Annotated in this window: 26 protein-coding genes; 16 read left to right on the top strand and 10 right to left on the bottom strand. The window is 67.0% G+C overall.

From position 1 onward, the window contains the following. Positions 1–161 precede the first annotated feature (161 nt). On the bottom strand, positions 162–935 hold the full coding sequence (locus AACH40_RS16500) for a glucose 1-dehydrogenase (RefSeq protein ID WP_338643331.1): 774 nt from the start codon (positions 933–935) through the stop codon (positions 162–164). 105 nt (positions 936–1,040) lie between these two features. Between AACH40_RS16500 and AACH40_RS16495 the strand changes: the two genes are divergently transcribed. Further along, positions 1,041–1,817 carry a HesA/MoeB/ThiF family protein gene (locus AACH40_RS16495; protein WP_338643330.1) on the top strand — a complete coding sequence of 259 codons (777 nt, stop codon included), beginning with the start codon at positions 1,041–1,043 and terminating at the stop codon, positions 1,815–1,817. Positions 1,818–1,819: 2 nt separating this feature from the next. Here the strand turns inward: AACH40_RS16495 and AACH40_RS16490 are convergent, their stop codons facing one another. Beyond that, positions 1,820–2,530 (bottom strand): NAD-dependent deacylase, encoded by a 711-nt coding sequence (locus tag AACH40_RS16490; protein ID WP_338643328.1) that lies wholly within the window; start codon positions 2,528–2,530, stop codon positions 1,820–1,822. Between the two features lie 138 nt (positions 2,531–2,668). On the opposite strand from AACH40_RS16490, the gene AACH40_RS16485 reads away from it, so the two are divergent. The 5 genes from AACH40_RS16485 (at position 2,669) to AACH40_RS16465 (ending at position 6,651) form a co-directional block, all read left to right on the top strand. Next, on the top strand, positions 2,669–3,214 hold the full coding sequence (locus AACH40_RS16485; protein ID WP_338643327.1) for a cache domain-containing protein: 546 nt from the start codon (positions 2,669–2,671) through the stop codon (positions 3,212–3,214). Between the two features lie 24 nt (positions 3,215–3,238). Beyond that, positions 3,239–4,786: a methyl-accepting chemotaxis protein gene (locus AACH40_RS16480; protein ID WP_338643326.1), complete on the top strand. Its 1,548-nt coding sequence runs from the start codon at positions 3,239–3,241 to the stop codon at positions 4,784–4,786. Between the two features lie 61 nt (positions 4,787–4,847). Then, on the top strand, positions 4,848–5,576 hold the full coding sequence (gene dapB, locus AACH40_RS16475; protein WP_338643325.1) for a 4-hydroxy-tetrahydrodipicolinate reductase: 729 nt from the start codon (positions 4,848–4,850) through the stop codon (positions 5,574–5,576). Beyond that, positions 5,573–6,265, top strand: a complete 693-nt coding sequence (nth, locus tag AACH40_RS16470) for an endonuclease III (RefSeq protein ID WP_338643324.1) — start codon at positions 5,573–5,575, stop codon at positions 6,263–6,265. The genes dapB and nth overlap by 4 nt, the downstream gene beginning before the upstream one ends. Next, positions 6,262–6,651, top strand: coding sequence for a DUF6491 family protein (locus tag AACH40_RS16465; RefSeq protein ID WP_338643323.1), 390 nt, complete (start codon positions 6,262–6,264; stop codon positions 6,649–6,651). Before nth ends, AACH40_RS16465 begins: the two co-directional genes overlap by 4 nt. 32 nt (positions 6,652–6,683) lie before the next feature. On the opposite strand, the gene AACH40_RS16460 is transcribed toward AACH40_RS16465, so the two are convergent. The 5 genes from AACH40_RS16460 to AACH40_RS16440 form a co-directional block, all read right to left on the bottom strand. Continuing rightward, on the bottom strand, positions 6,684–6,926 hold the full coding sequence (locus tag AACH40_RS16460; RefSeq protein WP_169495009.1) for a hypothetical protein: 243 nt from the start codon (positions 6,924–6,926) through the stop codon (positions 6,684–6,686). Between the two features lie 102 nt (positions 6,927–7,028). After that, positions 7,029–9,221 carry a transglycosylase domain-containing protein gene (locus AACH40_RS16455; RefSeq protein ID WP_422394864.1) on the bottom strand — a complete coding sequence of 731 codons (2,193 nt, stop codon included), beginning with the start codon at positions 9,219–9,221 and terminating at the stop codon, positions 7,029–7,031. 145 nt (positions 9,222–9,366) lie between these two features. Then, complete coding sequence (msrB, locus tag AACH40_RS16450; protein WP_169495011.1) at positions 9,367–9,765, bottom strand: peptide-methionine (R)-S-oxide reductase MsrB; 399 nt, start codon at positions 9,763–9,765, stop codon at positions 9,367–9,369. A 50-nt stretch (positions 9,766–9,815) separates the two neighbouring features. Next, a complete protein-coding gene (locus AACH40_RS16445; RefSeq protein WP_338643322.1) occupies positions 9,816–10,493 on the bottom strand; it encodes a hypothetical protein in 678 nt (225 codons plus the stop codon). A 158-nt stretch (positions 10,494–10,651) separates the two neighbouring features. Beyond that, entirely contained in the window at positions 10,652–10,993 is a 342-nt protein-coding gene (locus AACH40_RS16440; protein ID WP_206069722.1) for a CC_3452 family protein, read from the bottom strand. A 165-nt stretch (positions 10,994–11,158) separates the two neighbouring features. Between AACH40_RS16440 and AACH40_RS16435 the strand changes: the two genes are divergently transcribed. Next, positions 11,159–11,653, top strand: a complete 495-nt coding sequence (locus AACH40_RS16435) for a winged helix-turn-helix transcriptional regulator (protein ID WP_206069723.1) — start codon at positions 11,159–11,161, stop codon at positions 11,651–11,653. 168 nt (positions 11,654–11,821) lie between these two features. On the opposite strand, the gene AACH40_RS16430 is transcribed toward AACH40_RS16435, so the two are convergent. After that, on the bottom strand, positions 11,822–12,145 hold the full coding sequence (locus tag AACH40_RS16430) for a UrcA family protein (RefSeq protein WP_169495013.1): 324 nt from the start codon (positions 12,143–12,145) through the stop codon (positions 11,822–11,824). A 301-nt stretch (positions 12,146–12,446) separates the two neighbouring features. Between AACH40_RS16430 and AACH40_RS16425 the strand changes: the two genes are divergently transcribed. From AACH40_RS16425 to AACH40_RS16405, 5 genes are all read left to right on the top strand, one after another. Further along, positions 12,447–12,713 (top strand): hypothetical protein, encoded by a 267-nt coding sequence (locus AACH40_RS16425; RefSeq protein WP_338643321.1) that lies wholly within the window; start codon positions 12,447–12,449, stop codon positions 12,711–12,713. Positions 12,714–12,749: 36 nt separating this feature from the next. Further along, positions 12,750–13,619, top strand: a complete 870-nt coding sequence (locus AACH40_RS16420) for a diacylglycerol kinase family protein (RefSeq protein WP_338643320.1) — start codon at positions 12,750–12,752, stop codon at positions 13,617–13,619. Between the two features lie 38 nt (positions 13,620–13,657). Then, positions 13,658–14,506, top strand: a complete 849-nt coding sequence (locus AACH40_RS16415) for a metallophosphoesterase (RefSeq protein ID WP_338643319.1) — start codon at positions 13,658–13,660, stop codon at positions 14,504–14,506. Positions 14,507–14,727: 221 nt separating this feature from the next. Next, positions 14,728–14,871 (top strand): hypothetical protein, encoded by a 144-nt coding sequence (locus AACH40_RS16410; protein ID WP_338643318.1) that lies wholly within the window; start codon positions 14,728–14,730, stop codon positions 14,869–14,871. Positions 14,872–14,874: 3 nt separating this feature from the next. Next, complete coding sequence (locus AACH40_RS16405) at positions 14,875–17,568, top strand: TonB-dependent receptor domain-containing protein (RefSeq protein WP_338646136.1); 2,694 nt, start codon at positions 14,875–14,877, stop codon at positions 17,566–17,568. 103 nt (positions 17,569–17,671) lie between these two features. On the opposite strand, the gene AACH40_RS16400 is transcribed toward AACH40_RS16405, so the two are convergent. Next, positions 17,672–18,607 carry a glutathione S-transferase family protein gene (locus AACH40_RS16400; RefSeq protein WP_338643317.1) on the bottom strand — a complete coding sequence of 312 codons (936 nt, stop codon included), beginning with the start codon at positions 18,605–18,607 and terminating at the stop codon, positions 17,672–17,674. A gap of 127 nt (positions 18,608–18,734) precedes the next feature. Between AACH40_RS16400 and AACH40_RS16395 the strand changes: the two genes are divergently transcribed. The 3 genes from AACH40_RS16395 to AACH40_RS16385 all read left to right on the top strand — a co-directional run bounded on the left by AACH40_RS16395 (position 18,735) and on the right by AACH40_RS16385 (position 20,330). Beyond that, entirely contained in the window at positions 18,735–19,613 is an 879-nt protein-coding gene (locus tag AACH40_RS16395) for a thioesterase family protein (RefSeq protein WP_338643316.1), read from the top strand. Between the two features lie 254 nt (positions 19,614–19,867). Next, positions 19,868–20,122 carry a translation initiation factor IF-1 gene (gene infA, locus AACH40_RS16390; protein ID WP_169495020.1) on the top strand — a complete coding sequence of 85 codons (255 nt, stop codon included), beginning with the start codon at positions 19,868–19,870 and terminating at the stop codon, positions 20,120–20,122. Further along, positions 20,076–20,330, top strand: coding sequence for a hypothetical protein (locus AACH40_RS16385; RefSeq protein WP_338646235.1), 255 nt, complete (start codon positions 20,076–20,078; stop codon positions 20,328–20,330). The genes infA and AACH40_RS16385 overlap by 47 nt, the downstream gene beginning before the upstream one ends. 431 nt (positions 20,331–20,761) lie before the next feature. Here AACH40_RS16385 and AACH40_RS16380 read toward each other — a convergent pair whose 3' ends face one another. Next, entirely contained in the window at positions 20,762–21,667 is a 906-nt protein-coding gene (locus AACH40_RS16380; RefSeq protein WP_338643315.1) for a cytochrome c family protein, read from the bottom strand. Positions 21,668–21,850: 183 nt separating this feature from the next. Between AACH40_RS16380 and AACH40_RS16375 the strand changes: the two genes are divergently transcribed. Further along, positions 21,851–22,741 carry a prephenate dehydratase gene (locus AACH40_RS16375; RefSeq protein ID WP_338643314.1) on the top strand — a complete coding sequence of 297 codons (891 nt, stop codon included), beginning with the start codon at positions 21,851–21,853 and terminating at the stop codon, positions 22,739–22,741. The last annotated feature ends 4 nt before the right edge of the window (positions 22,742–22,745 follow it).

Below are 22,745 nucleotides of genomic sequence, written 5' to 3'. Positions count from 1 at the left end.
GCCCGAACCGGGCGGCGACATCGCTGGGCTGCTCAGCCCGAACGACCCCGCCCCCGGCGCGCCGGGGTGGTGGTAGTCGTCGTGACGAAAGGCAGGATGCTGCGCATGGACCCATCCCTAGCAGCGAATGCCTGCCGAGTCATTACGCGCTTCGCCTTTCGCTATCCGGCAGTCACGCCGCCATCGACAACCAGTTCGCTGCCGGTCATAAACGCGGACTTGTCGCCCGCCAGGAACACGATGGCATTGGCAATGTCCTGGGGCTGGCCCATGTGGCCGAGCGGATGGATCGCGGTGGCCGCCACCCGCGCCTCGTTCGCGCCGAGACCGGTCAGTCCGGCAAGCCCGTTGACCACCTCGTCGCCCATGCTGGTGTCGATCACGCCGGGATGCACCGAGTTCACCCGGATCTTCTGCGGCGCAAGCTCCAGCGCTGCGCCCTTGGTGAACAGCCGCACCGCGCCCTTGCTGGCGTTGTAGCAGGCCGTGCCCGCCGATCCGACAAGGCCCGCCATCGACGACAGGTTGATCACCGACGCCCCACCCGCCCATTGCCCGGCGCGCTCGGCCAAGAGCGGGATCGCCGCTCGGGTGCCCAGGAACACGCCCTCGACGTTGACGCGGTGCAGTCGCTGCCACTCCGCCAGCGTGGTTTCGAGCAGCGGCTTCATCAGGAACAACCCGGCATTGTTGACCAGGATGTCCAGCCCACCGGCCTCGGCGCGCAACCAGTCGACTGTGGCCGCCCAATCGTCCTCGCTTGTCACGTCCTGCGCGCGGGCGAGTCCGCCGATCTCTGCGGCGAGCGCCTCGGGGGCGGCAAGGTCGGTCACTGCCACATTTGCGCCTTCCGCTGCCAGCGCCCGCGCCGTGGCCGCGCCGATCCCGCGCGATGCGCCGGTCACCAGCGCAATCCGGCCGTCCAATTCGCCCATGCTTCCAATCCCTCTTTCTGGTCTGTTTCGACCAGATTGCGCGCACAGGTCCCGCTTGTCACGCAGCTTTCGCACGGCCGGCAAAGCCAGTAAGGGCAAGGCGCCATGACGCTTTCCCCAGACCGCCTCGATCGTTTCGCCCGCCACATCGTCCTGCCCGAAGTCGGTGGCGCGGGTCAGGCGCGGCTGGTCGAATCCCACGTCGTGCTCGTCGGCATGGGCGGCATCGGCAGCCCGGCGCTGCAGTATCTGGCCGGCGCCGGCATCGGCCGGCTCACCCTGATCGACGACGATGCGGTGGAGGCGAGCAATCTCCAGCGCCAGACGATCTACACCACGGCCGACATCGGCAAGGCCAAGGCCGAAGCCGCCGCCGACTGGGTCCGCCGCTTCGACCCTGCGCTAGACGTCACCGCGCACGTCGCCCGGATCGGTCGCGACAACGCCGCCGCGCTGATCGCCGGGGCCGATGTGGTGCTCGATGGCTGCGACAACTTCGCCACGCGCCTTGCCGTGTCGGACGCGTGCGTTGCCTCCGGCATACCGCTCACAACTGCCGCGCTTGGCCGCTTCCAGGGCCAGGTCGCCAACTTCGCCGGCCACCGCGAAGGGCATGCCTGCTACCGCTGCTTCGTGGGCGATGCCTTCGATGCCGAGGATTGCGATACCTGCGCCGATCAGGGCGTGCTCGGCGCGATGGTCGGCATGGTCGGCGCTTTCGGTGCCATGGCGGCGATGCGCGTCCTGCTCGAAGGCGTCGCCACGCTGGGTGACCCGCAGTGGGGCCAGCTCCACGTGCTCGATGGGCTCAAGCCCGGCCTGCGCTCGATGAAGATCGCGCACGATCCCGAGTGCCGGGGTTGCAACGGCTCAGCCCGCTAGGCTCAGGCGGATAGCATCTCGTCCACCCAGGCCGGGACGATCTCGCTCGCCGGGCCAAGCCGCGTCTCGTCGAACCAGGCGGAGCCTTGCGAGCGTTCGAGATTGAGTTCCAGCGTCCGCGCGCCAAGATCGCGGGCGGCTCGGACGAACCCGGCCGCTGGATAGACCGCGCCCGACGTGCCGATCGAAACGAACAGGTCCGCTTCTCGCAGCGCGTCGTAGATCTCCTCCATGCGGTAGGGCACTTCGCCGAACCAGACTACATCGGGCCGCAGCGCCGGTTCGCCGCACGCGGGACAGGGCGGGCGCTCGATCAGCGTCCCGGTCCAGCGGCTGCGGGTGTCGCAGGCGGTGCACCAGGCGTTCAGGTGCTCCCCGTGCATGTGCAGTACATTCACCGCCCCGCCGCGTTCGTGCAGGTCGTCCACGTTCTGCGTGACGATCAGCACTTCGCCACCGGGCACGCGTCTGGCCCACTCCCGGTCGAGCCGCGCCAGCGCCAGATGTGCCGGGTTGGGTTCCTTGGTCTGGGTCGCCGCGCGCCGCATGTCGTAGAAGCGCAGCACCAGCTCGGGATCGCGGGCAAAGGCCTCGGGCGTGGCGACGTCCTCCACCCGGTGCTGCTCCCACAGCCCCCCGCCGCCGCGAAAGGTGTCGATGCCGCTTTCGGCGGAAATTCCCGCGCCGGTCAGGATCACGATATTGCGTGTCATCCGTCCAGTCTGCCGCAGGCCTTGCGGGCAGGCGAGTACAAAAAGGGGAAGCGCAACTTACGCAATCTTCCCGATGAGGAAGAAAGGCCCACGTTCCCAGCCAGAGGGCAAGGTGGCGGCATCCTGGGGAATGTTTTGATGAACGATTCGAATAGCCTGAAGACGCTGGCCGCCCGGCTCAGCACGCGCGCTGCGCTCGCGATCGCTGCCATGATCGTGGCCTGTTCGCTGCTGACCGCGTTCCTGTGCGAACGTTCCGCGCAGGTTCAGGCGACAGAGGCAGGGCAGATCGCGGCGGCGCAGGCCGTCGCCGACGTGCGCAGCCAGTTCGAGCATCCGATGGGTGTCGTTGCGGCAATGCGCGATGCTCTTGTCGCGGCCCGCCGGCAAGGCGCCAGCGATCGGGCCTTCCATAACGGCCTGCTGTCGGCGACGCTTCGGGGCAATCCCGAACTTCTTGCCACCTGGACCGCATGGGAGCCCAACGCCTTCGACGGCCGTGACGCCGCGTTCGGGGGCGCGCAGGGCCATGACACCACCGGCCGCTTCGTTCCTTATTGGCATCGTGAGGGCACGGACATCGCCCTTGAACCGCTCACCGATTACGACAAGTCGGGCGCCGGCGACTATTATCTGCTGGCGCACAACAGCGGCCGGCCGGTCCTGCTTGAACCCTACGAATAGAAGGTCGGCGGCCGCACCGTGCTGATGACTTCGATCGCCCTGCCAGTCATCGAAGGTGGACGTGGCCTTGGCGTCGTGGGGATCGATCTGGCGCTCGATGATCTGCAGAAGTGGATGGGCGCGGTGAAGGTGCCCTATGGCGGGCGCATCACCGTGCTCTCCGCCGGCCGGCTTCAGGCCTACACCGCCAATGCGGGCCAGATCGGCAAGCCCGCACCTGCCGCGGTTCCCGACATGAGCGAGGTCGACGACCCGGTGCTGGGCAAGGTCTTGCGCGTCGAGCGGCCGGTCCGCTTCGCGGGCTTCGATCAGGTCTGGTCAGTCCGCGTCGATCTGCCGGTCAGCGGCATCATGGCGACGGCGCGCACGATCGAAATCGTGCTGCTGGTTTCGGCGCTGGTGATGATTGCGGGTCTGGCCTGGCTCGTCCGCCGCGCGGCGGTCACCGTCGTCGGTAAACCGCTCGATGCCTTGGCCGAGGAAATGGCGACGCTTGCGCAGGGGCATCTCGAGCCACTGCCGCGCGCGCCGGCAAACGCGCTGGAAATCGTGCGCATGCACGATGCGGTGGACGTCTTCCGCGCCAACGCCCGCGCCAAGATGCACGTCGAACAGGCGCAGGCCGCCGCGATCGGTGCGCTTGCCGGCGCGCTTGAACGTCTTGCCGCCGGAGACCTTCAGGCCCGGCTCGAAGGACATTTCGACGGCGCCTTCGCCAATCTCCAGGCCGATTTCAACGCCGCCATGGTAAAGCTTGAAGGTGCATTTTCCGCCGTGGCGCAGGGCGCGGCGACTGTCACCAACGGTTCGGGCGAGATCCGCTCGGCGTCCGAGGACCTGTCGCAGCGCACCGAGCGGCAGGCGTCGGGGCTCGAGGAAATGGCCGTCGCCATCGGCGAAATCGCCGCACGCGTCGAACAGACCACGCAGTCCGCCCGCCAGACCAGCGACGTGGTTTCCGCCTTCCGTGCCGAAATCGATGCCGGCGGGGCCGTCATTCGCCGCGCGATCGACGCGATGGGCGGGATCGAGCGCGGGTCTGATGAAATTGCGCAGATCATCACGGTGATCGACGGGATTGCGTTCCAGACCAACCTGCTGGCGCTCAATGCCGGCGTCGAGGCGGCCCGCGCGGACGATGCGGGCAAGGGCTTTGCCGTCGTGGCCAGCGAAGTGCGTGCACTGGCGCAGCGCTCGTCCGACGCCGCCCGCGATATCAAGCAGCGCATCACCGCAAGCGCCGACCAGGTTCGCACCGGGGTGTCGCTGGTGGGCGAGATGGACCAGGCGCTCGAACGCCTGGTCAGCCGTATCGGGGAGATTTCCGAACTTGCCGACGCGATCGCCAGTGCCGCGGTGGAGCAGCTCAACAGCGTCAACGAAGTCAACCAGACGGTGCGCCAGATGGACAGCTTCACCCAGCAGAACGCGGCCATGGTCGAAGAAAGCACGGCGGCATCGCGGCACCTGGCCGAACAGGCGGGCTATCTCGCGCGGCTGATCGGCGGCTTCCGCACCGGCCAGCGCGAAGGCGGGAGGGATTCCGCAGTGGCGCGCCCGCTCGCCGCCTGACGGTTGCGCCATCCCCGATTCCCGCCCATGAAGCGCCCGATCAGGGCTCGGGAACTGGGACATGGCAAGAATCGGGATTATCGGCAGCGCAGGGCGCATGGGGCAGGCGCTGCAGGCGGCTGTCACGGCAGCGGGGCATGAACTTGCCGGCGGTATCGACAAGGGCGGCGATGTCCAGGCCCTCGCCGCGGCAAGCGAAGTGCTGGTCGATTTCTCCGCACCCGCCGCGCTCGAACACAATCTCGATGCCGCGATCCACGCCGGCATTCCGGTGGTGATCGGCACCACCGGGCTGGAAGAGCGCCATCACTGGCTGGTCGATGCCGCCGCCGTATCGATCCCCGTGCTCCAGACGGGCAATACCTCGCTCGGCGTCACGCTGCTCGCTCACCTCGTGCGCGAAGCGGCGCAGCGGCTGGGCGAGGACTGGGACATCGAGATCGTCGAGACGCACCACCGCATGAAGGTCGACGCGCCATCCGGCACTGCGCTGCTTCTGGGCGAGGCGGCGGCGCGCGGTCGCGGCGTCGATCTGCACGAAGAAGCGGTGCGCGGCCGCGACGGCATCACCGGTGGGCGCAAGGCGGGCACGATCGGCTTCGCCAGCCTGCGCGGCGGCAGCGTCGCGGGCGATCATTCGGTCCACTTCCTGGCCGATAACGAACGCCTGACGTTTTCGCACCTTGCCGAAAATCGCGGCATCTTCGCGCGCGGGGCGATCCGCGCGGCCGAATGGATCATCGGCCGCAAGCCCGGCCGCTACGCCATGGGCGAGGTGCTCGACCTTTGAAGAAGGACGATATCTTCGAATTCTTCCGCCGCCTGGCAGAGGCCAATCCCTCGCCGGAGACCGAGCTCGAATTCGGCAACGTCTACCAGCTGCTTGTCGCAGTCACGCTTTCGGCCCAGTCGACCGACGTCGGCGTCAACAAGGCCACGCGAAAGCTGTTCGCCGAAGTGAAGACCCCGGCGCAGATGCTGGCCCTCGGCGAAGACGGGCTCAAGGCGCACATCAAGACGATCGGCCTGTTCAATTCCAAGGCAAAGAACGTCATCGCCATGGCCGAAATCCTCGTGCGCGATCATGGCGGCGAAGTCCCGGCGGACCGCGATGCGCTTACTCTGCTGCCGGGCGTCGGGCGCAAGACGGCGAACGTGGTGCTCAATTGTGCTTTCGGTGCGGAAACCTTTGCGGTCGATACGCATATCTTCCGCGTGGGCAATCGCACCGGGCTTGCCCGGGGCAAGACCCCGCTGGCGGTCGAGAAGCAGCTCGAAAGGAAGGTCCCACAGCCGTTCCGGGTCGGGGCGCATCATTGGCTGATCCTGCACGGTCGCTATGTTTGCAAGGCGCGAACGCCCGAATGCTGGCGCTGCCCGGTCGTCGACCTGTGCAGCTACAAGGCGAAAGTGCTGGAAAAGGGTGCCAAGCCCGAAGCCGCGAAAAAGCCGCGGGGCAAGAAGGAGAGCAAGCCATGAAAGCAGGACCTATCGCCGCGCTGATCGTCTTCGGCCTCGCTGCCTGTGCCCCGATGGGGCAAGGCGCAGGTACGGCCCAGCGCAAGGATGTGCCGGTGGCGCGCAGCGCCGGTCCCGCTCAGAGCTGCATAGCCATCGCCCAGATTTCGGAAAGCCGCGTGCGCGATGACCGGACGATCGACTTCCGCACATCGGGCAACCGCTGGTATCGCAATACCTTGCCCTATCCGTGCAGCGGACTCGGCTTCGAACGCGCCTTTTCCTACGAAACATCGCTGTCGCAGCTGTGTTCGACCGACATCATCCGCGTGATCCAGACCAATCCGCCGATGACGCGCGGTGCCTGCGGTCTTGGAGAGTTCCAGCCGGTCGAACTGGTGAAATAGTCCGACCGGCCAGGATCGGGCGGATCGCCCGATCAGTAGGTCGAGGGCGGATCGCTGGCCGGGAAGCTTTCGTCGGCGGCTTCGTCAACCTTGTCCCAGCGCTTGGGGTCCGAACGCATGCCTTCGGTCCCGGCGCTGCGCACCTTGGCGAAATTGTCGCCGGTGTGCTCGCCATGCGCAAAGGCCGCGTGCTGGGGCTCACTCTCCTGCCCCTTGAACTTGTTCCAGATGAAGTAGCCCACCGCACCCGCGGCGGCCAGTCGAAGCAGTCCCATGTTCGTCTCCTGTCGCGATACGGGTCATGCCCGTTGCCCGACTAACGAACCGGCGCGCGTTTGGTTCGCGCCCTTTGCAATCAGGGTCTTGCGATCGGGATTCTATTGCGGCGGATTGCCGATCGGGTTCAGCGGGCGTGCCGTCGCGCCGGGGCGCGGCGGGCGCTGCGCCGGGGCGGACATCTGCCGCTGCCGCGCCGAATCCTGTCGCCCGGTCGCCCGGTCGAGGAAATCGTCGTTGGCTGCCGCCGGCGGCGGGGCGTCATTCTCGTCCTGCGGCACCGGCTGCTGGTCGGCATCGCCTGAGCCATCGCCCTGGCGGCGTCCGTCCTGGTTGACCACGTTGCCGTTCGGATCGACGTAGAAATAGTCGTCCGGATTGGCCTGCATCGCCTCGTCATCGGGTTCGAGCTGCCATTGCGGCAGCTTCAGCTGCGTCTCGAACGGCTCGGGCGGGCGCTTGGCGGTGGCAACCTTCATGTACGCGGCAAAGGCGCGGGCGGGCGCGGTGCCGCCCTGCAGGCCGGGCACCGGGCGCGCGTCGTCGCGGCCCATCCACACGCCGGTGGTGATCCCGCTCGAAAAGCCCAGGAACCAGCCGTCCTTGTTCGAACTGGTGGTACCGGTCTTGCCCGCGACCGGTCGCCCGATCTGCGCGGCACGCCCCGTCCCGGTGCTGACCGCGGTCTGCAGCAGGTCGGTGATCGCCGCCGCCACATAGTTCGGCACCAGCTGCTGCTGCGTTTCGGGGCGATGGCTGTACAGCACTTCGCCGTCGGTCGTGGTCACCTTGCGGATGCCATAGGGCACCACCGTCGTGCCCTTGGCCTGCACTTCGGCAAAGGCGCGCACCATATCGATCACGCGTACGTCGCTGGTGCCAAGCACCATCGAAGGCTGGGTGTTGATCGGCGTGGTGATGCCAAAGCGCCGCGCCATGTTGGCCACCGCGCCAAAGCCCACTTCGTTGCCGAGCTGCGCGGCAACGGTGTTCTTGGAATAGGCGAAGGCCGTACGCACGTCGATCGGCCCGGCATAGGTACCGCCCGAATTGCGCGGGCTCCAGCCCTGGATCGTCACCGGCTCGTCCACCACGCGGTCATCGGGCGTGTACCCGGCCTCGAGCGCGGCGAGGTAGACGAACAGCTTCCACGCCGAACCCGGCTGGCGCACGGCATTGGTCGCGCGGTTGTAGTTGCTGGTCACGTAATCGGTGCCGCCGACCATCGCCAGCACCGCGCCATCGCGGTCGACGCTGACCAGCGCGCCCTGCACGCCGTTTGGCACGTTGCCCTGCAACGACGATGTCGCCGCGCGCTGGGCCACCGGGTCGAGCGTGGTCCATACCTCGATCGGCTGGTCGACTTCGGGCACGACGAGGTCGAGCTGCGGCAGCACCCAGTCGGTGAAGTAGCGGGCCGAATTCTGCCCCTGCTCGGCGGCCAGGTGGACGTTGTCGAAGTTGGCGGAAGCTGCCGCGGCCGGGGTCAGGTTGCCGGCATCCTTCATCGTCTCGACGACGACCTTGGCGCGATCGACGGCGGCCTGCGCATCGGCCGTCGGCGAATAGTGCGAAGGCGCCTTGACCAGCCCCGCGATGATCGCGGCTTCTTCCAGCGTCAGCTGGTCGCCGGGGTGGCCGAAGAACTTGCGAGCGGCCGAATCGACGCCATAGGCGCCGCCGCCGAAGTAGACCTTGTTGAGGTACAGCTCGAGGATCTGGTTCTTGCTGAACTTGCTTTCCAGCGCCATCGCCAGCACCGCCTCGCGGATCTTGCGGTCAAAGGTGCGGCTGTTGTTCAGGAACACGTTGCGCGCCAGCTGCTGGGTTATCGTCGATCCGCCCTGCCGCCAGTGCCCGCTCTGCACGCGCACCATCACCGATCGCACGATGCCGATCGGATCGACGCCCCAGTGTTCGCGGAAGCGCCGGTCCTCGACCGATATCATCGCATCCTTCATCACCTCGGGAATGCGGGAATAGGGCACCCACTTGCCGTAGCTCGGCCCTAGGGTGACGATTTCCGAACCGTCGTTGGCGCGCACCACGATCATCTGCCCGGCCTGGCTGGACTTGAGCCGGTCGTAGCTCGGCAGCGACCGCGCGGTGATCAGCACGGCCACCGCCACGCCGATCACGCCCAGCAGCGCCACGCCGCCGCCCCAGACGATCAGGCGACGGACCATGCGGCCAAGGAACGAACCCTCGCGGCCCTGCGGCGCGCGACGGCGATCCGGCGTGCGTTCCGGTCCGCCGTCGTTGTTCGGGCGGCGCGGCGTATCCCTTCTCGCCATCGGTGTTCGGTTCTTCCCTCGTTGTCCGGTTGCGCGACCCCGCGCGGCGCACTGTCACCGGCGCGCTGCGCAGGGCCTCTGCATAGGCAATTTGTAACGCAGGGTTAATCGGAACTTTGCGTTTATATGCGATGGCGCATCCGGCTCAGTCGCGAGGGGTGAAGTCCAGCGCGGCGCTGTTCATGCAATAGCGCAGGCCGGTGGGTGCCGGGCCATCGGGGAACACGTGGCCCAGGTGCCCGTCGCAGCGCGCGCAGCGCACCTCGGTGCGAATCATTCCGTGCGAGGTGTCGACGTGTTCATCCACCACCTGCGCATCGACCGGCGCGGTAAAGCTGGGCCAGCCGCAGCCGCTGTCGAACTTGGACTCGCTTTCGAACAGCGGCGCGCCGCAGCCGGCGCAGAAGTATTCGCCCTCGGCCTTGTTCTTGTCGTACTTGCCGGTGAAGGCGCGCTCGGTCCCGGCTTCGCGCAGCACGTGGTACTGTTCGGGGGTCAGGCGCTGTCGCCATTCGGCTTCGGTCAGGTTCAGCTTGTCGGCCATGCAAAATCTCCTGGGATCTGGCGCGCAATATGGTGGCGCCGGGCCGATGCTCAATAGTGCGACTTGGGATCCGGCTTGGCGAGGTCGTAGCAGTGCGCGATGTCGTAGGCTTCGACCCCGTCGCCCTCGAACGCTTCCTGCAGCATGGCATCGTGCGCCATCGCGATCGCCGCATCGGCCTCGTCGCCGCTCTTGCCGGAAGCGACCAACGCCTCGTGCTCGCGCGCCGACAGCACCGAAGCCAGCGTCTTGAGGTCCTGCGCCGCCGGGGTCAGCCCGGCGCGGGCGTGCAGTTCTTCGTACGCGATGGCAAGGATCGCCGTGCACTGCAGCAGGTCCGGCGTCTTGAGCGGCGGCACCTCGGCTTCCAGCCGCGCAAGGCACGGCGTCAGGCTGGTGCGCAGCGCCGCGTCGGGATCGGCGGCCTTCTGCAAGGCAATGACGTCCGTGGTCAGCAGGTCGCGCACCTGTTCGGGCGTCAGGCCCGCTTCGCGCGCCACGCGCAGGCCCACTTGTGCGAAGTAGCGCTTGCCCCGCACGGCCAGCGGCGGTGCATCGCGCACGGCATCGTCGCCCTGCGCCTGCGCCTGGGCCGCCAGCGCCAGCGTCGCCGCGCACTGCAGGTCCTGCCGATGAGTCGCGGTCAGGCGCGACAGGTCGGGCTTTGGCGCGGGCGGCGTGGCGGCGATCAGCGACGCCGCGGCGGCAATAAGGGCAATCGAGCGCATCGCGCTGCTATAGGTGCGCGACCTCGACCGGTCATGAACAAAAAAAGGAGGCCGCGACGGGCCAGGAACCCTTCGCGGCCTTTGAGGACCAGCGCATGGCAAAGGTAGGGTGGCAGGGCCCGCGCTGGAGAGAGATGGTCGAAGTGAAGCGGCGGAGCTTACTTCCCGCCGTTGCACTTGGTCAGGTCGTCGGCCGCCAGCTCGCCTTCAGGCGTGGCGAAGCGGGCAACAGGGCCGACCTTCTTGACGAGGCGGGCGCAGACCACTTCGGCGCGCGAAGTGTCGCGCGGCGCGCTGCACTCGGTGCCGGCGCAGGCCCACGGCGTCTCGCCGTTGATGAAGCGCTTGGGCGCGGTCAGCGGGCTCGCCAGCGTGACCGAATAGTATGAAGCTGCGGCGTGCGACGGGGTGGCGGTCACGCCGAAGCTGAAGGCGGTCCCGGCAAGTGCGAGCACGGCCGGAAGGAGCTGGCGCAGCGCGCCATTGGCAAGAACAGTCATGGTCATTCCCCTTTTTAGCGGCGGATCTCGCGCGCCGTGGCCCTGGGGGGAGAACGGCTGGTGGGAGAGGATGCGATTTCCGTTGCGAATCACTACCTATCACTGTAGGTTTTAAGTTGCAACTAGAAACTTAACCTCGTGTGACAGATGGAGTAAGCGATGGGCATGGACAAGCTTAGGGAACCCCTCGCCGATCTCGCCCTGTGTGGCCTGCCTGTCGCGCTGGAGGCGATGGGCGAACGCTGGTCGTTCATGATCCTGCGCGCCGCGTTCAACGGGGTCCGCCATTTCGAGGATTTCCTCGATGTGCTTGGCATCGCCCGCAACATCCTTTCGAATCGTCTGTCAAGGCTGGTGGAAGCCGGTGTTCTCAAAAGGGAACATTGCGCCGATGACCGCCGCCGCATCGAATATCGCCTGACCGACAAGGGCATCGACCTGCTTCCCGCCATGCTCGCGCTGCGGCAGTGGGGCGAAAAGTGGGGCGGCGCGCCGTCCGATCCGGTGCTGTGCGACCAGCGCGACGGCCGTCCGATCAAGCCGATCTCGATCCGGGCGCACGATGATCGCGAAGTATGCGGGCACGACCTTGCCTGGCGCATGCGGTCGGATGTCGATGCCGAGGCCGAACGGCCGCGTCCGCGCGCCGTCACCACCTGATCCGAAAGCGCTGGTCGGAACGCGCAAAGAAACGGGGCAGGCCTCCGTCTTGGCGGAAACCTGCCCCTCTCGTCCGCTTCGCCCCGGAATGCCCGTCGCGCCGTGGGACTGGCTGGATACGACGCTAATGGCATTGCCGATGCGAAGGCGGCGGGAACTGGCGTTGGCTCAGCGGGCCATCGCCGGCTGCTGGCGGACCATGGCGTAGCTGGCGCGGGCCGACTTCAGCGCTTCGTTGTAGCAGCGCGTCTCGACGCGCTTTTCGGCCAACGGGTGCGGACCTGCCTCTACATTGCAGACCGCTCCCGCGGCGCGGCGCAGGCGGGCGTCGAGCTGGGCCTGGCCCTGCGCGCTGGCAAGGTCGAGGTCCGAGAAGCTGACGACCTTGGTGCGGGTCACCGTGTCGGCGCCCTGGGCAAAGGCGGTGGTGGCGCTGGCCGCGATGGCAAGAGCGGCAACGGTGGCGAGCGGGCGGAAGATCGAACGGGTCATGGCAGTGCTCCTGGATCGATGGGTTCGGGACAATTCGTGGGTACGGGTCGGGTACGGTATGCTTGGGTTCACGGTTGCGGCGGCGGTTGCAGGGTTCGGGGGGTTGCCTCACCGCCGCCGCATGCCCTTTTCCTAGGGGCCCCCGCTGCGCCCCGCACGGCAAGGTCGATGGGCCCGCGAATCATGCCGACCAACGGCGCGCGCGTCCGACGAACCGCATCTCCCGGTCTGCGAACGGCAGGGAACGCCCGCCTACGAAGGTGCTGACAGCGTGCGGGCAGGGGCCTAGGCTGTCCCCAGCATGGCGATTCTCGTGATCTTCCTGTTCGGTATCGGCAATTTCGCGCTGCATCGTGCCGTGTTCGAAAGCGGCCATCCGCTGATCGAACAGATGCCGTGGTTCTATCACGCGATGAACCGGCGCCTTGCGCTCGGTGTCGAATTCCTGATGCTGGTCGCCGCGCTGCTGCTGGCGGCGCAGGGCGCGGCCTGGGCGGCGCTGGCTTATGCCGGGTACAGCGCGCTGGGGGCGCTTGCCGGCTGGCTCATCCTCACCCGCCGGGTCTGACGGGAACCGCCGCGCCTGCGCGTGGTTTGGGGCGCGATGAACCAAGCAGCTCCCGCATCTTCCGCTTCGCTCTGGCTGGTGGTCAACGCCGCCAGCGGCAGCAACAATGAAGACTCCTGCGCCGATCTGGTCGCGCGGCTGACCGAGGCGGGCCATGCTCCGGCGCGCGTCGTGCGCTTTCCGGACGATGATCTGCCCGATGCTGCCGCGCTCGATGCCGCCGGAGTGGCAACGCTCGCCATTTTCACTGGTGACGGCACGATCAATTCGCAGGTCCGCAAGCTGGGGGAATGGGGCGGCCAGGTTCTGGTGCTGCCGGGCGGTACGCAGAACCTGCTCGCCAAGACGCTGCATGGCACCGGTTGCTCGGTCGAAGCCATCGTCGGCGCGCTCGCGTCGGGCAGCCTCGCGCCGCGCCAGCTCCAGGCGGTCGAAACCTCGCAAGGGCCCGCGCTGATCGAAGTGCTGGCCGGGCCCGGCGCAACCTGGGCCGATGTGCGCGAAGGGGTGCGCGATCTCGATCTGCAGACCATTGCCAGCGCCCTGGGCGAAGCGGTGCGCAACACCGCCAGCGGCGCGCCGGTGCGCGTGGTCGAACCCGTAGTCGGCAAGCCCGAAGGCTATCGTGCCTTGCGCGTCGATGCGGTGAAGGGCGATCTCACGCTCGATGGCTATGATGCCGAAGGGATCGGCGAAGTCGCCGCGCAAGGCGTCGCGATGCTGGTCAAGCGCGATTTCCGCGCCGGCCCGCACGACAAGCTCGGCACCTGCCCGCGCGTCACGGTCGAAAGCGACGAACCGATTGCGCTGATGATCGATGGCGAACGCTTCGATGGCGCCACCCGCGAAACCTTCGCCAGCGTGACGCTGCCCGTGCAGTTTCTCGGGTCGGCTGCGGCAGGCTGAGGTTGACCGCGCGGGCGCGCCGGGGGAGTGAGGCGCGCATGACCCGCGTGTTCCATATCAGCGACATCCACTTCGGCCTCGAAGATACCCGCGCGCTCGACTGGGTGGTCGAATGCGTGCGCGAAGAACGGCCCGATGCCATCGCCATCACCGGTGATCTCACCATGCGGGCGCGCCACCGCGAATTCCGCGCCGCGTGCCAATGGATCAGTGCGCTTGACGTGCCGGTCACGGTTGAGGTCGGCAACCACGATCTGCCCTACTTCAATCTCGTCGAACGCTTCGTCGATCCCTACCGCCGCTTCCGCTCGATCGAGGCGGTGGTCGAACGTGAAGTGCCGTTGCCCGGCGCGGCGATCGTCCCGCTCAAGACCACGGCGCGCGCGCAATGGCGGCTCAACTGGTCGAAGGGCGTGGTCGGCGCAGGCGCACTGGCCGATACGCTTGCGCGGATCGATGCGCTGCCCGCCGGCACCCGCGCCGTCGTCGCCTGCCACCATCCGCTGGTCGAAGCCGGCACGCGCGGCAAGGCGCTCACCCGCGGGGGCGCGCGTGCCCTTTCGGAACTCGCCCGCCGCAACGTGCTCGCGGTGCTGTCGGGCCATGTCCACGATGCGTTCGATCTGATCCATCCCACGCCCAATGGGCCGGTGCGGATGATCGGCGCAGGCACCCTGTCGAAGCGCGTGCGCTCGACACCGCCCAGCTTCAACGAACTCACCTTCGAAAATGGCGACGTGCGCGTGCGGGTGCGCAATCTCGAAATGATCCCCACGCGCGCGATGCAGATCGACGACGTGCCCGAAAACGCGCTTCCCCCGCGCGAACCGGGCGAACCGGTCGCGCCGATCGGCGCGGTCCCGCCGGTCGATCCGCCGGTGCACTGAGGGGCCCACCGCAAGAAGGGTGTTGCGTTTCGGGCAGACGCACGAATCCGCCAGCCACCTGTTACATTGTGATACATTTTTGCAATAGTGCGACGAAATTCCTTCGCGCGTGCAGCACCTCTGCTTGTCGCACTGCAAAACCGCGGCGTAGCCTCTGTCCATTCCGGGGGCGGATGGGACTGACCGCTCCCGGTCTTGCTACAAGCATGGGGGCTTACCTGATGAAGAAATTTGGCAGCATGTGGCTGGCGGGCGTTGCGCTCGTGGCCATCGGCACGGGTGCGGCGACGCCGGCTTTCGCCCAGAGCGCACCGGCCGAAGGCGCCAGCGCCGATGAAGGCACCGCGATCATCGTGACCGGCTAGCGCATTCGCCGCGATCCGCTCGACCAGCCCGCTCCGGTCGTCACGCTCGATGCCGAAACGATCGCCAAGACCGGCCTTTCCTCGGTCGCCGACGTCCTCCAGCGCCTGCCCAGCGCGGCGGGCGGCCTCAACGGCAAGTTCAACAATTCGGGCAACCTCGGCAATCCGCCCGACGGCGGCGGCGTCGGCGCCGGTTCGGCCACGATCGACCTGCGCTACCTCGGCGCCAAGCGCACGCTCGTGCTGGTCGATGGCGTGCGCTACGTGAACGGCGCCTCGGCCAGCGGCATCCCCGCCTCGGTCGACATCAACTCGATCCCTGATGGCATGATCGAACGCATCGAAGTGCTGCAGTCGGCCGCTTCGCCGCTCTACGGCTCGGATGCGATCGCGGGCGTGGTCAACATCATCACCAAGTCGTCGCAGCAGGGCTTCAAGGCTTCGGCCCAGTACGGCGAATACCTGGGCAAGGGCGATGGCCAGACCCAGAACTACCAGGCCAGCTGGGGCACCGGCAAGGACGGCGTCTCGCTCGTCGTCGGTGCGAACTATGTCCGTTCGGGCTCGGTCAGCGCGCGCGATCGCTCGATCTCGCAGTTCCCCAACCCCGGCCAGACCGCATGCTCCGATCCGATCGGCGGCTGCTCGAGCGCAACCCCGCTCGGCCGCTTCATCGTGTTCGGCCAGAACATGACCCTGCGCGGGCCGGTGGTCGGCCGCAATCCGGTCTACGATCCCACCCTCACCACGGGTGATTTCAAGCCGTTCACCTCGGCCGATCGCTTCAACTTCGCGCCGTACAACTACTTCCAGACGCCGAACGAACGCTACGGCGGGTTCCTGAACGCCAAGGCGGAATTCAGCGACGCGATCGAGCTCAAGCTCACCGCCGTCTACAACCACCGCCATTCGCAGAACAAGGCCGCGTTCCTGCCGCTGTTCGTCGGGCCCGATGCCGGCAACGGCAACCTGCTCGACACCATCACGATCGATGCCACCAACCCCTACAACCCGTTCGGGGTGACGCTGGATTCGAGCAACTACAGCTTCATCGCCCGCCGCCTGGTCGAAGCCGGCCAGCGCACCTACACGCAGGATGTCGATACGTTCTACGTGCGCGGCGGCTTCGACGGCAAGTTCGATGTCTTCGGCAAGAAGTGGTACTGGGACGTCACCGCGGTCTATGGCAGCAACGAAGCGCGCCAGCTGTTCACCGGCAACGTCAACGCCGCCAAGCTCGCCCGCGCGCTCGGTCCGGTCTCGGCCTGCACCGGCGATTGCGTACCCTTCAACATCTTCGGCGGCGTCGGCTCGGTCACCCAGGCGATGCTCGACTACGTCGGTTTCGATGAACGCGCGGCGAGCGGCCAGAACCTCTACGATTTCCAGGCCAACCTCTCGGGCGACCTGTTCGATCTGCCTGGTGGCCCGGTCGGCATCGCCATCGGCGCCGAACACCGCGTCCAGCAGGGCTACTTCACGCCCGATCCGGTCATCCAGGCCGGTCTCGGCGCGGACATCCCGGCGCAGGCCGCGCGCGGCAGCTTCAAGGTGGACGAAGTCTACGGCGAAATCCGCCTGCCGCTGCTCAAGGACAAGCCGTTCTTCCACTCGCTCGAACTGAACGGCGCGGCGCGCTATTCGGACTATTCGACCTTCGGCGGCAACACCACGCTGACTGGCGGCGTGCAGTGGAAGCCGGTGCCCGACTTCATGCTGCGCGGCTCGTATGGCGAAAGCCTGCGCGCGCCTTCGATCGGCGAACTCTACGGCGCGCAGTCGCGCTTCGATGCGGCGCTGTCCGATCCGTGCACCAACGTGCCCGGCTCGCTCTACCAGAGCTCGGCCACCGTGCGCACCAACTGCATCGCCAACGGCGTTCCCGCCAACGGCAGCTACCAGGAACCCCAGGGCGGCCAGCTTCCGGTGCTCACCGGCGGCAACAAGGCGCTCAAGCCTGAAACCGCGCGCACGATCCTGGTCGGCGGCGTCTACAGCCCCGATTGGGCCGGCGGCAAGTTCAGCCTCGAGGTCAACTACTACGACATCAAGGTGAAGAACACGATCCAGTCGATCGATGCCGGCGTCCTGCTCGAACGCTGCGCGCTGACCGGCGATCCGCTGTCGTGCTCCGCGATCAAGCGCACGCAGTCGGGCTTCATCTCGTCGATCAACGGTGTGCTGCTCAACGTCGGCACGCTGCGCACCACCGGGCTCGATGCCACGCTGAACCTGCGCTCGGGTGAAACCGGCGCCGGCGCCTTCGGGCTCAGCGTGAACGCCAACTTCCTGTTCAAGTACCAGGAAAGCGTGCCTGCCACCAACGGCACCACCACCACCTCGTACCTCGGCTACGAACGCGGCAGCCCCGACCAGGCCTACCCGCGCTTCAAGTCGACCTCGGTGGTCGACTGGACGATGGGCCCGGTGACCGCCACGCTCACCGGCCGCTACATCAGCGCGGTGAAGGAACTGTCGGACACCACCAAGAAGCTCGACAGCCGCTTCTACACCGATGTGCAGATCCGCTTCCGTCCGAGCTTTGCCGACAGCCGCTTTGCGCTGACGCTTGGCGTGAACAACGTCTTCGACGTCAACCCGCCGGCTTGCTACAGCTGCAGCCTGAACAACTACGACCCGACCACCTACGACGTGCCGGGCCAGTTCGGTTACCTGCGCCTGACCTACGCGATGTAAGCTGGCCGCCGCCTCCGGGCGGGCACGGCAAAACGAAAGGGCGGGTCCTGCATCGCGCAGGGCCCGCCCTTTTCGCTTGGGGGTACTGGCGCGTGGCCGGCGATCAGGCCGCCGGCATCAGCGCAAAGCCCAGCCGCGGCACGTGGACCTGGATCGCGCCCAGATCGGCATCCTCGCGGCGCAGCACCAGCCGGTGGGCCGATGCGCCGACAAGCGTGCCGGTGATCGGATCGCGGCCATAGTCGGTGGCGGCGATCGCCACCTTCTGCCCCACCAGCGCGGCATCGCCCGGCGCGGCGGCGGCTTCGCCGGCCGGCACCGGCGCTGCCAGCGGTTCGGCCTTGCGCGCCGCGTCCAGCGCCTCGGCCCGGCTTGCCTCGCGCCGCTGGCCGTGGCCGATGGCGACGACGCGGGCATACCAGTCGGAAAGGCCGGGCAGGTCCTCGAACAGCGCCTTCGATGGCGGATAGAACGATCCCGCAAACCACAGGTTGTAGAACGCATTGGCATCAGCAAGGCCGGGCTTTTCCCCTTCCAGGAACGCCCGCCCGTCCGCCAGCTGCTGCGCGACGTTGGCGGCGTGGCTGCGCAATTGCGTCGCCATGTGCGGGAAGGCGGCTTTCATGCCGGCGATGTCGAACGGCGCGCCCGACAGCTTTTCGCGATCCTTGATGAACTCCTCGCCGATCGTCTCGCCGACATGGGCGAAGATCACCGCCACCGCCGCCTGGAAGAACGACCGGTCGGTCCATTCCGATAGCGCGGAGGCAATCCCGCCGCTGCCGATCGGGAACAGCGAAGGCGCCGGGTGGCGCGCTTCCAGTTCGCGCACGATCAGCACGCTGTCGCAATAGACGTCGGCACCCACCTGCAGCACCGGGATCTTGCGGTAACCGCCGGTCAGCGGCACCAGCTCGGGCTTGGGCATGACCACCGGCTGGTCGACCGCCGCCCAGGCCAGGCCCTTGATGCCAAGGCACACGCGCACCTTTTCCGAAAAGGGCGAACTGTCGTACTGGTGCAAAAGCAGATCGGTCATGGCGGCATGCTCTCCGTTATATGGCACGCGATGCTATCGCGCGCAGCCTCGCCTTGGCAATCGTATTTAACCGTGCAATTAATTTGATCCTCCCGTCCGCCCGTCGCCCTTCCTGGAGCACCCTCGCTTGACCACGCCTTCCCCCGCTGCCGATCAATCCGCTCCCCACGCGCCGCTGCCGCTGTTCGAACAGGACGGAAACCGCTTCGTGCCGACGCGCGCGGGCCGGGGCTACTGGCAGGAAGGCACGCTCAACGGCTCGGCTGTCGCGGCCTTGACCGGCTGGGTGATCGAACGCGATTTTGGTGAAGATGGCCTGATCCCGGTGCGCTTCTGCGTGGACATGCTGCGCATGGCCCCGTCCGAACCGCTCGAGGTGACGACCGAAGCGATCCACGATGGCCACCGCCTGAAACTTATCGAAGCGCGCATCGTCTGCGGCGGCAAGCTGGTGACCCGCGCCACCTGCCAGTTCATCCGCGCCACGCAGCAGCCCGAAAATCCGATCTGGTCGACGCCCGCATGGGACGTGCCGCATCCCGATACGCTGCCAACGCTCCATCGCTTCACCCGCTGGGATGCGCGCCCCATTCCCGCCGATCATGCCCGCATCGCGCGTCACGCCCCGCCGGGCGGCGATGTCGCGCACGGCAACGTGCCCGTGCTGGGCGATATTTCCGCGCCGGAACGACGGCAGGTCTGGCTCAAGCCGCTGGGCGAAATCGTCGCGGGGCATGCGCTCTCGCCGTTCATGCGGGTTGTGGTCACCGGCGATTTCGCCAGTCCGCTGACGCATTCGAGCCGCTTCGGCATCGATTTCGTCAACACCGACTTCACCGCCTACCTCCACCGCCTGCCGCAGGGGGAATGGCTCGGCTACGAATTGACCGGCCACCTCAGCGAAGCGGGGGTCGCGGTTGGCGAATGCCGCCTGCACGATCTGGCAGGGCCAGTGGGCACGATCAACGTCGCCGCGGCGGCCCAGGTGCGCCGAAAGAAGGCTTGAATCGGGCACCGCAGCGGGCGACTGGGGCCAGGCCTCTTGCAATTGTGCGGGTTTGCGCCCATATCGCCCCCAGCATACGTCGCCTGCGACGGAAAATACTGGCGGTTCCCCGGGCAGACGTCCCGCTTTCCCGCTCCCTTTTTCCATCCGAGCCTTGCGCATCCCGCTCCGTTTTCGGAGCGAAGATTTCGCGTTTCGCTCGGCTCAGCCTTTCGGGCGACGTTCCTGTCACTTCGCAAGAGGGGAGCCGCTCGATGGCCAAGGAAGAACTTTTGACGCTCGACGGCGAGATCGACGAGATCCTGCCCGATGGACGTTTCGGAGTCCGGCTGGAAAATGACCACCGGATCATCGCCTACACCGCGGGCAAGATGCGCAAGTTCCGCATCCGCTCGATCGTCGGTGACCGCGTTCGCGTCGAGATGACCCCCTACGATCTCACCAAGGGTCGAATCGTCTACCGTGAAAAAATCGGTGGCGGCGGACCCGGAGCGGCTCGTCGGCGTTAAGGCGCAAGCGAGTCGCCATACTGAAACAGGTGCGGCCTACGCACCGGGAATGAAAATGCATCTGAACGATATCAAGAACACCAATTCTCTTTCGAATTTTCCTGCCGCCATGCTCCGCCGTTTCCGGCCGGAACTGGCAATCTCCGGCCCGGCGCCCGTGCTCTCCCGAGATGAACTGCGCCGCCTCGTCCGCGATATGGTGGACTGAGCGAAAGCCGCTTCAACAAGCGTTCCGGACAAGCCTTACAAGGCTCTGACAGGAACCGGCGCCAAGTCGCCGATCGGGGGCGTCCGCAAGGGCGCCCTTCTTGCTGTCCAAGCCACTCGAAAACGCCGGTTGCATATGCATGGTGCGCCCGCAACAGTGCGGGATGGGTGTCCTACAGGCCGATGCGAGCCTATCTTCGTCTGCATGGACCGCCCCTCTGCCCCTCAATGTCCCGAAATTCCGCCGTGTTGCCCCGTCGCGACGGCCGTCGGGCTGTGCCGGCCGGGGCAAAGTGGACATTTGCCTTTAGAAGTCTGTCAACTTCGTCAACTTGGACGATTTAGCGGGCGATTTTCCGGGCCCGTTCGGACAACGAAAAAGGGCGCCCCGACGGGACGCCCTCTTGCATTGCCAAGCCTTGCGGCCGGGGCTTACTTCTTGGTCTTCAGGTACGCGATCACGTCGGCGCGCTGCTTGGCGTCGGCAATTCCCGCGAAGGTCATCTTGGTGCCCGGCGCGTACTTGGCAGGCGCGGTCAGCCATGCGTCGAGCGAGGCATCGTCCCAAACGCCGCCCTTGCCCTTCAGCGCGTCCGAGAAGGCAAATCCGCCGCGGCCTTCGGCCACCTTGTCACCGGCGATGCCGGCAAGGTTCGGACCGATGCCGTTGGGCTGGCCGGGCTCGATGGTGTGGCACGCCTTGCACTTGGCGAAGACCTTCTCGCCCGCAGCGGCGTCGCCCACCACGGGGCCCGCGGCAGCAGCGCCAGCGGCCGGGGCGGCACCGGCGGCCGGGACCGCTTCGGGCGCCGGCAGGGGCAGGTTCGAACCCTTCGAATTCAGGTACAGGATCACGTCGGCGCGTTCCTGCGGGTTGGCGATGCCGGCGAACGACATCTTGGTGCCGTCGGCGAACTTCTTAGGGTTGGTCAGCCACTCGTCGAGCGAGGCGAAGTCCCACTTGCCGCCCTTGGCCTTCAGCGAATCCGAGAACGCGAAGCCGCCCTTGCCCTGGGCAATGCCTTCGCCCACGGTCGCCCACAGGTTCGGGCCGATGCCGTTGGCCGCGCCCTGGTCGATGGTGTGACAAGCCTTGCACTTGGCGAAGATCGCCTCGCCCTTGGCCACGTCGCCGGTGGCAAGGCGGTTGGCGATGGGCAGAACCGCGGCAGCGCCAGCGCCGCCTTCGGCTTCGACACCCTCGATCGCGTAGCCCATCTTCTCGGGACGCTCGGGCTTGTCGGCAAGGAAATAGTGTGCCGACAGGCTCGAAAGACCAAGAGCCACGATGCCGCCGAACAGCGTCCAACCGGCGATGGTGTTGAAACGGTCGTCCATTCCGTACCCCATGCAGCGCATACCGGCACCCTGCCGGCCCCCGCGCGTCTATTCGGGGCCGCTCTAGTCAGCACCCCGCGCCTGTGCAAGAGCGATTGCACCCTTGGCGCGCACTCTACCTACAAGGACAGGCGCAATCGCGCTTGCCGGGGCCCTGTCCGGCGCTTAAGCGCCCCAATCGCCATGCAGAGCTATCCCGCCCCCGCGCTCGCCCTCGTCGAATCGATGAGCCTCGCCGCCGCCGCCGATCCGCAGCGCGCCGTGGCGTTTCAGGGTGCGCCGGGCGCCAACTCGCACCGCGCCGCGCTCGAAGTGCTGCCCGATGGCCTGCCGCTGCCCTGCTTCTCGTTCGAGGACGCGCTCGATGCGGTAAAGGAAGGCCGCGCCGCCCACGCGATCATCCCGATCGAAAATTCGCAGAACGGCCGCGTCGCCGACATCCATTTCCTGCTGCCCGAATCCGGGTTGTCGATCGTCGGCGAACACTTCCTCGATATCGAGGCCTTCCTGATGGGCTTGGGCCAGGGCCCGTTCACTGCCGCCTACAGCCATCCGCAGGCGCTCGGGCAATCGCGCTTCTATCTCCGCGAACGCGGGATCGTGCCGATGAGCTATGCCGATACCGCCGGCGCTGCCGCCTTCGTCGCCGAACTCGGCGATCCGTCGGTGGCCGCGCTCGCGCCGAAGATCGCGGCGGAGCTCTATGGCCTCAACATCGTGGCCGAAAATGTCGAGGATGCGCCCGACAACACGACGCGCTTCGTCCTGCTTTCGAAGCAGCCGCTGGACCCGGCCAGCATCGTTGGCGAGGCGATCACCACCTTCGTGTTCGAAGTGCGCAACATCCCCGCCGCGCTCTACAAGGCGCTGGGCGGGTTTGCGACCAACGGCGTCAACATGACCAAGCTGGAAAGCTACCAGCGCGGGGCGAGCTTTGCCGCGACGGAATTCTATGCCGACATCGTCGGCGCGCCGGGCGATCCGGCGGTAGACCGCGCGCTCGAGGAACTGGCCTTCTTCGCCAAGGACTTGCGCGTGCTCGGCACTTACCCGCTCGAACGCCAGCGCGGCTGACACC

Source organism: Novosphingobium olei, from assembly GCF_037076535.1.
Lineage (GTDB): Bacteria > Pseudomonadota > Alphaproteobacteria > Sphingomonadales > Sphingomonadaceae > Novosphingobium > Novosphingobium olei.
This window is presented reverse-complemented; position numbering and strand designations above follow the sequence as displayed.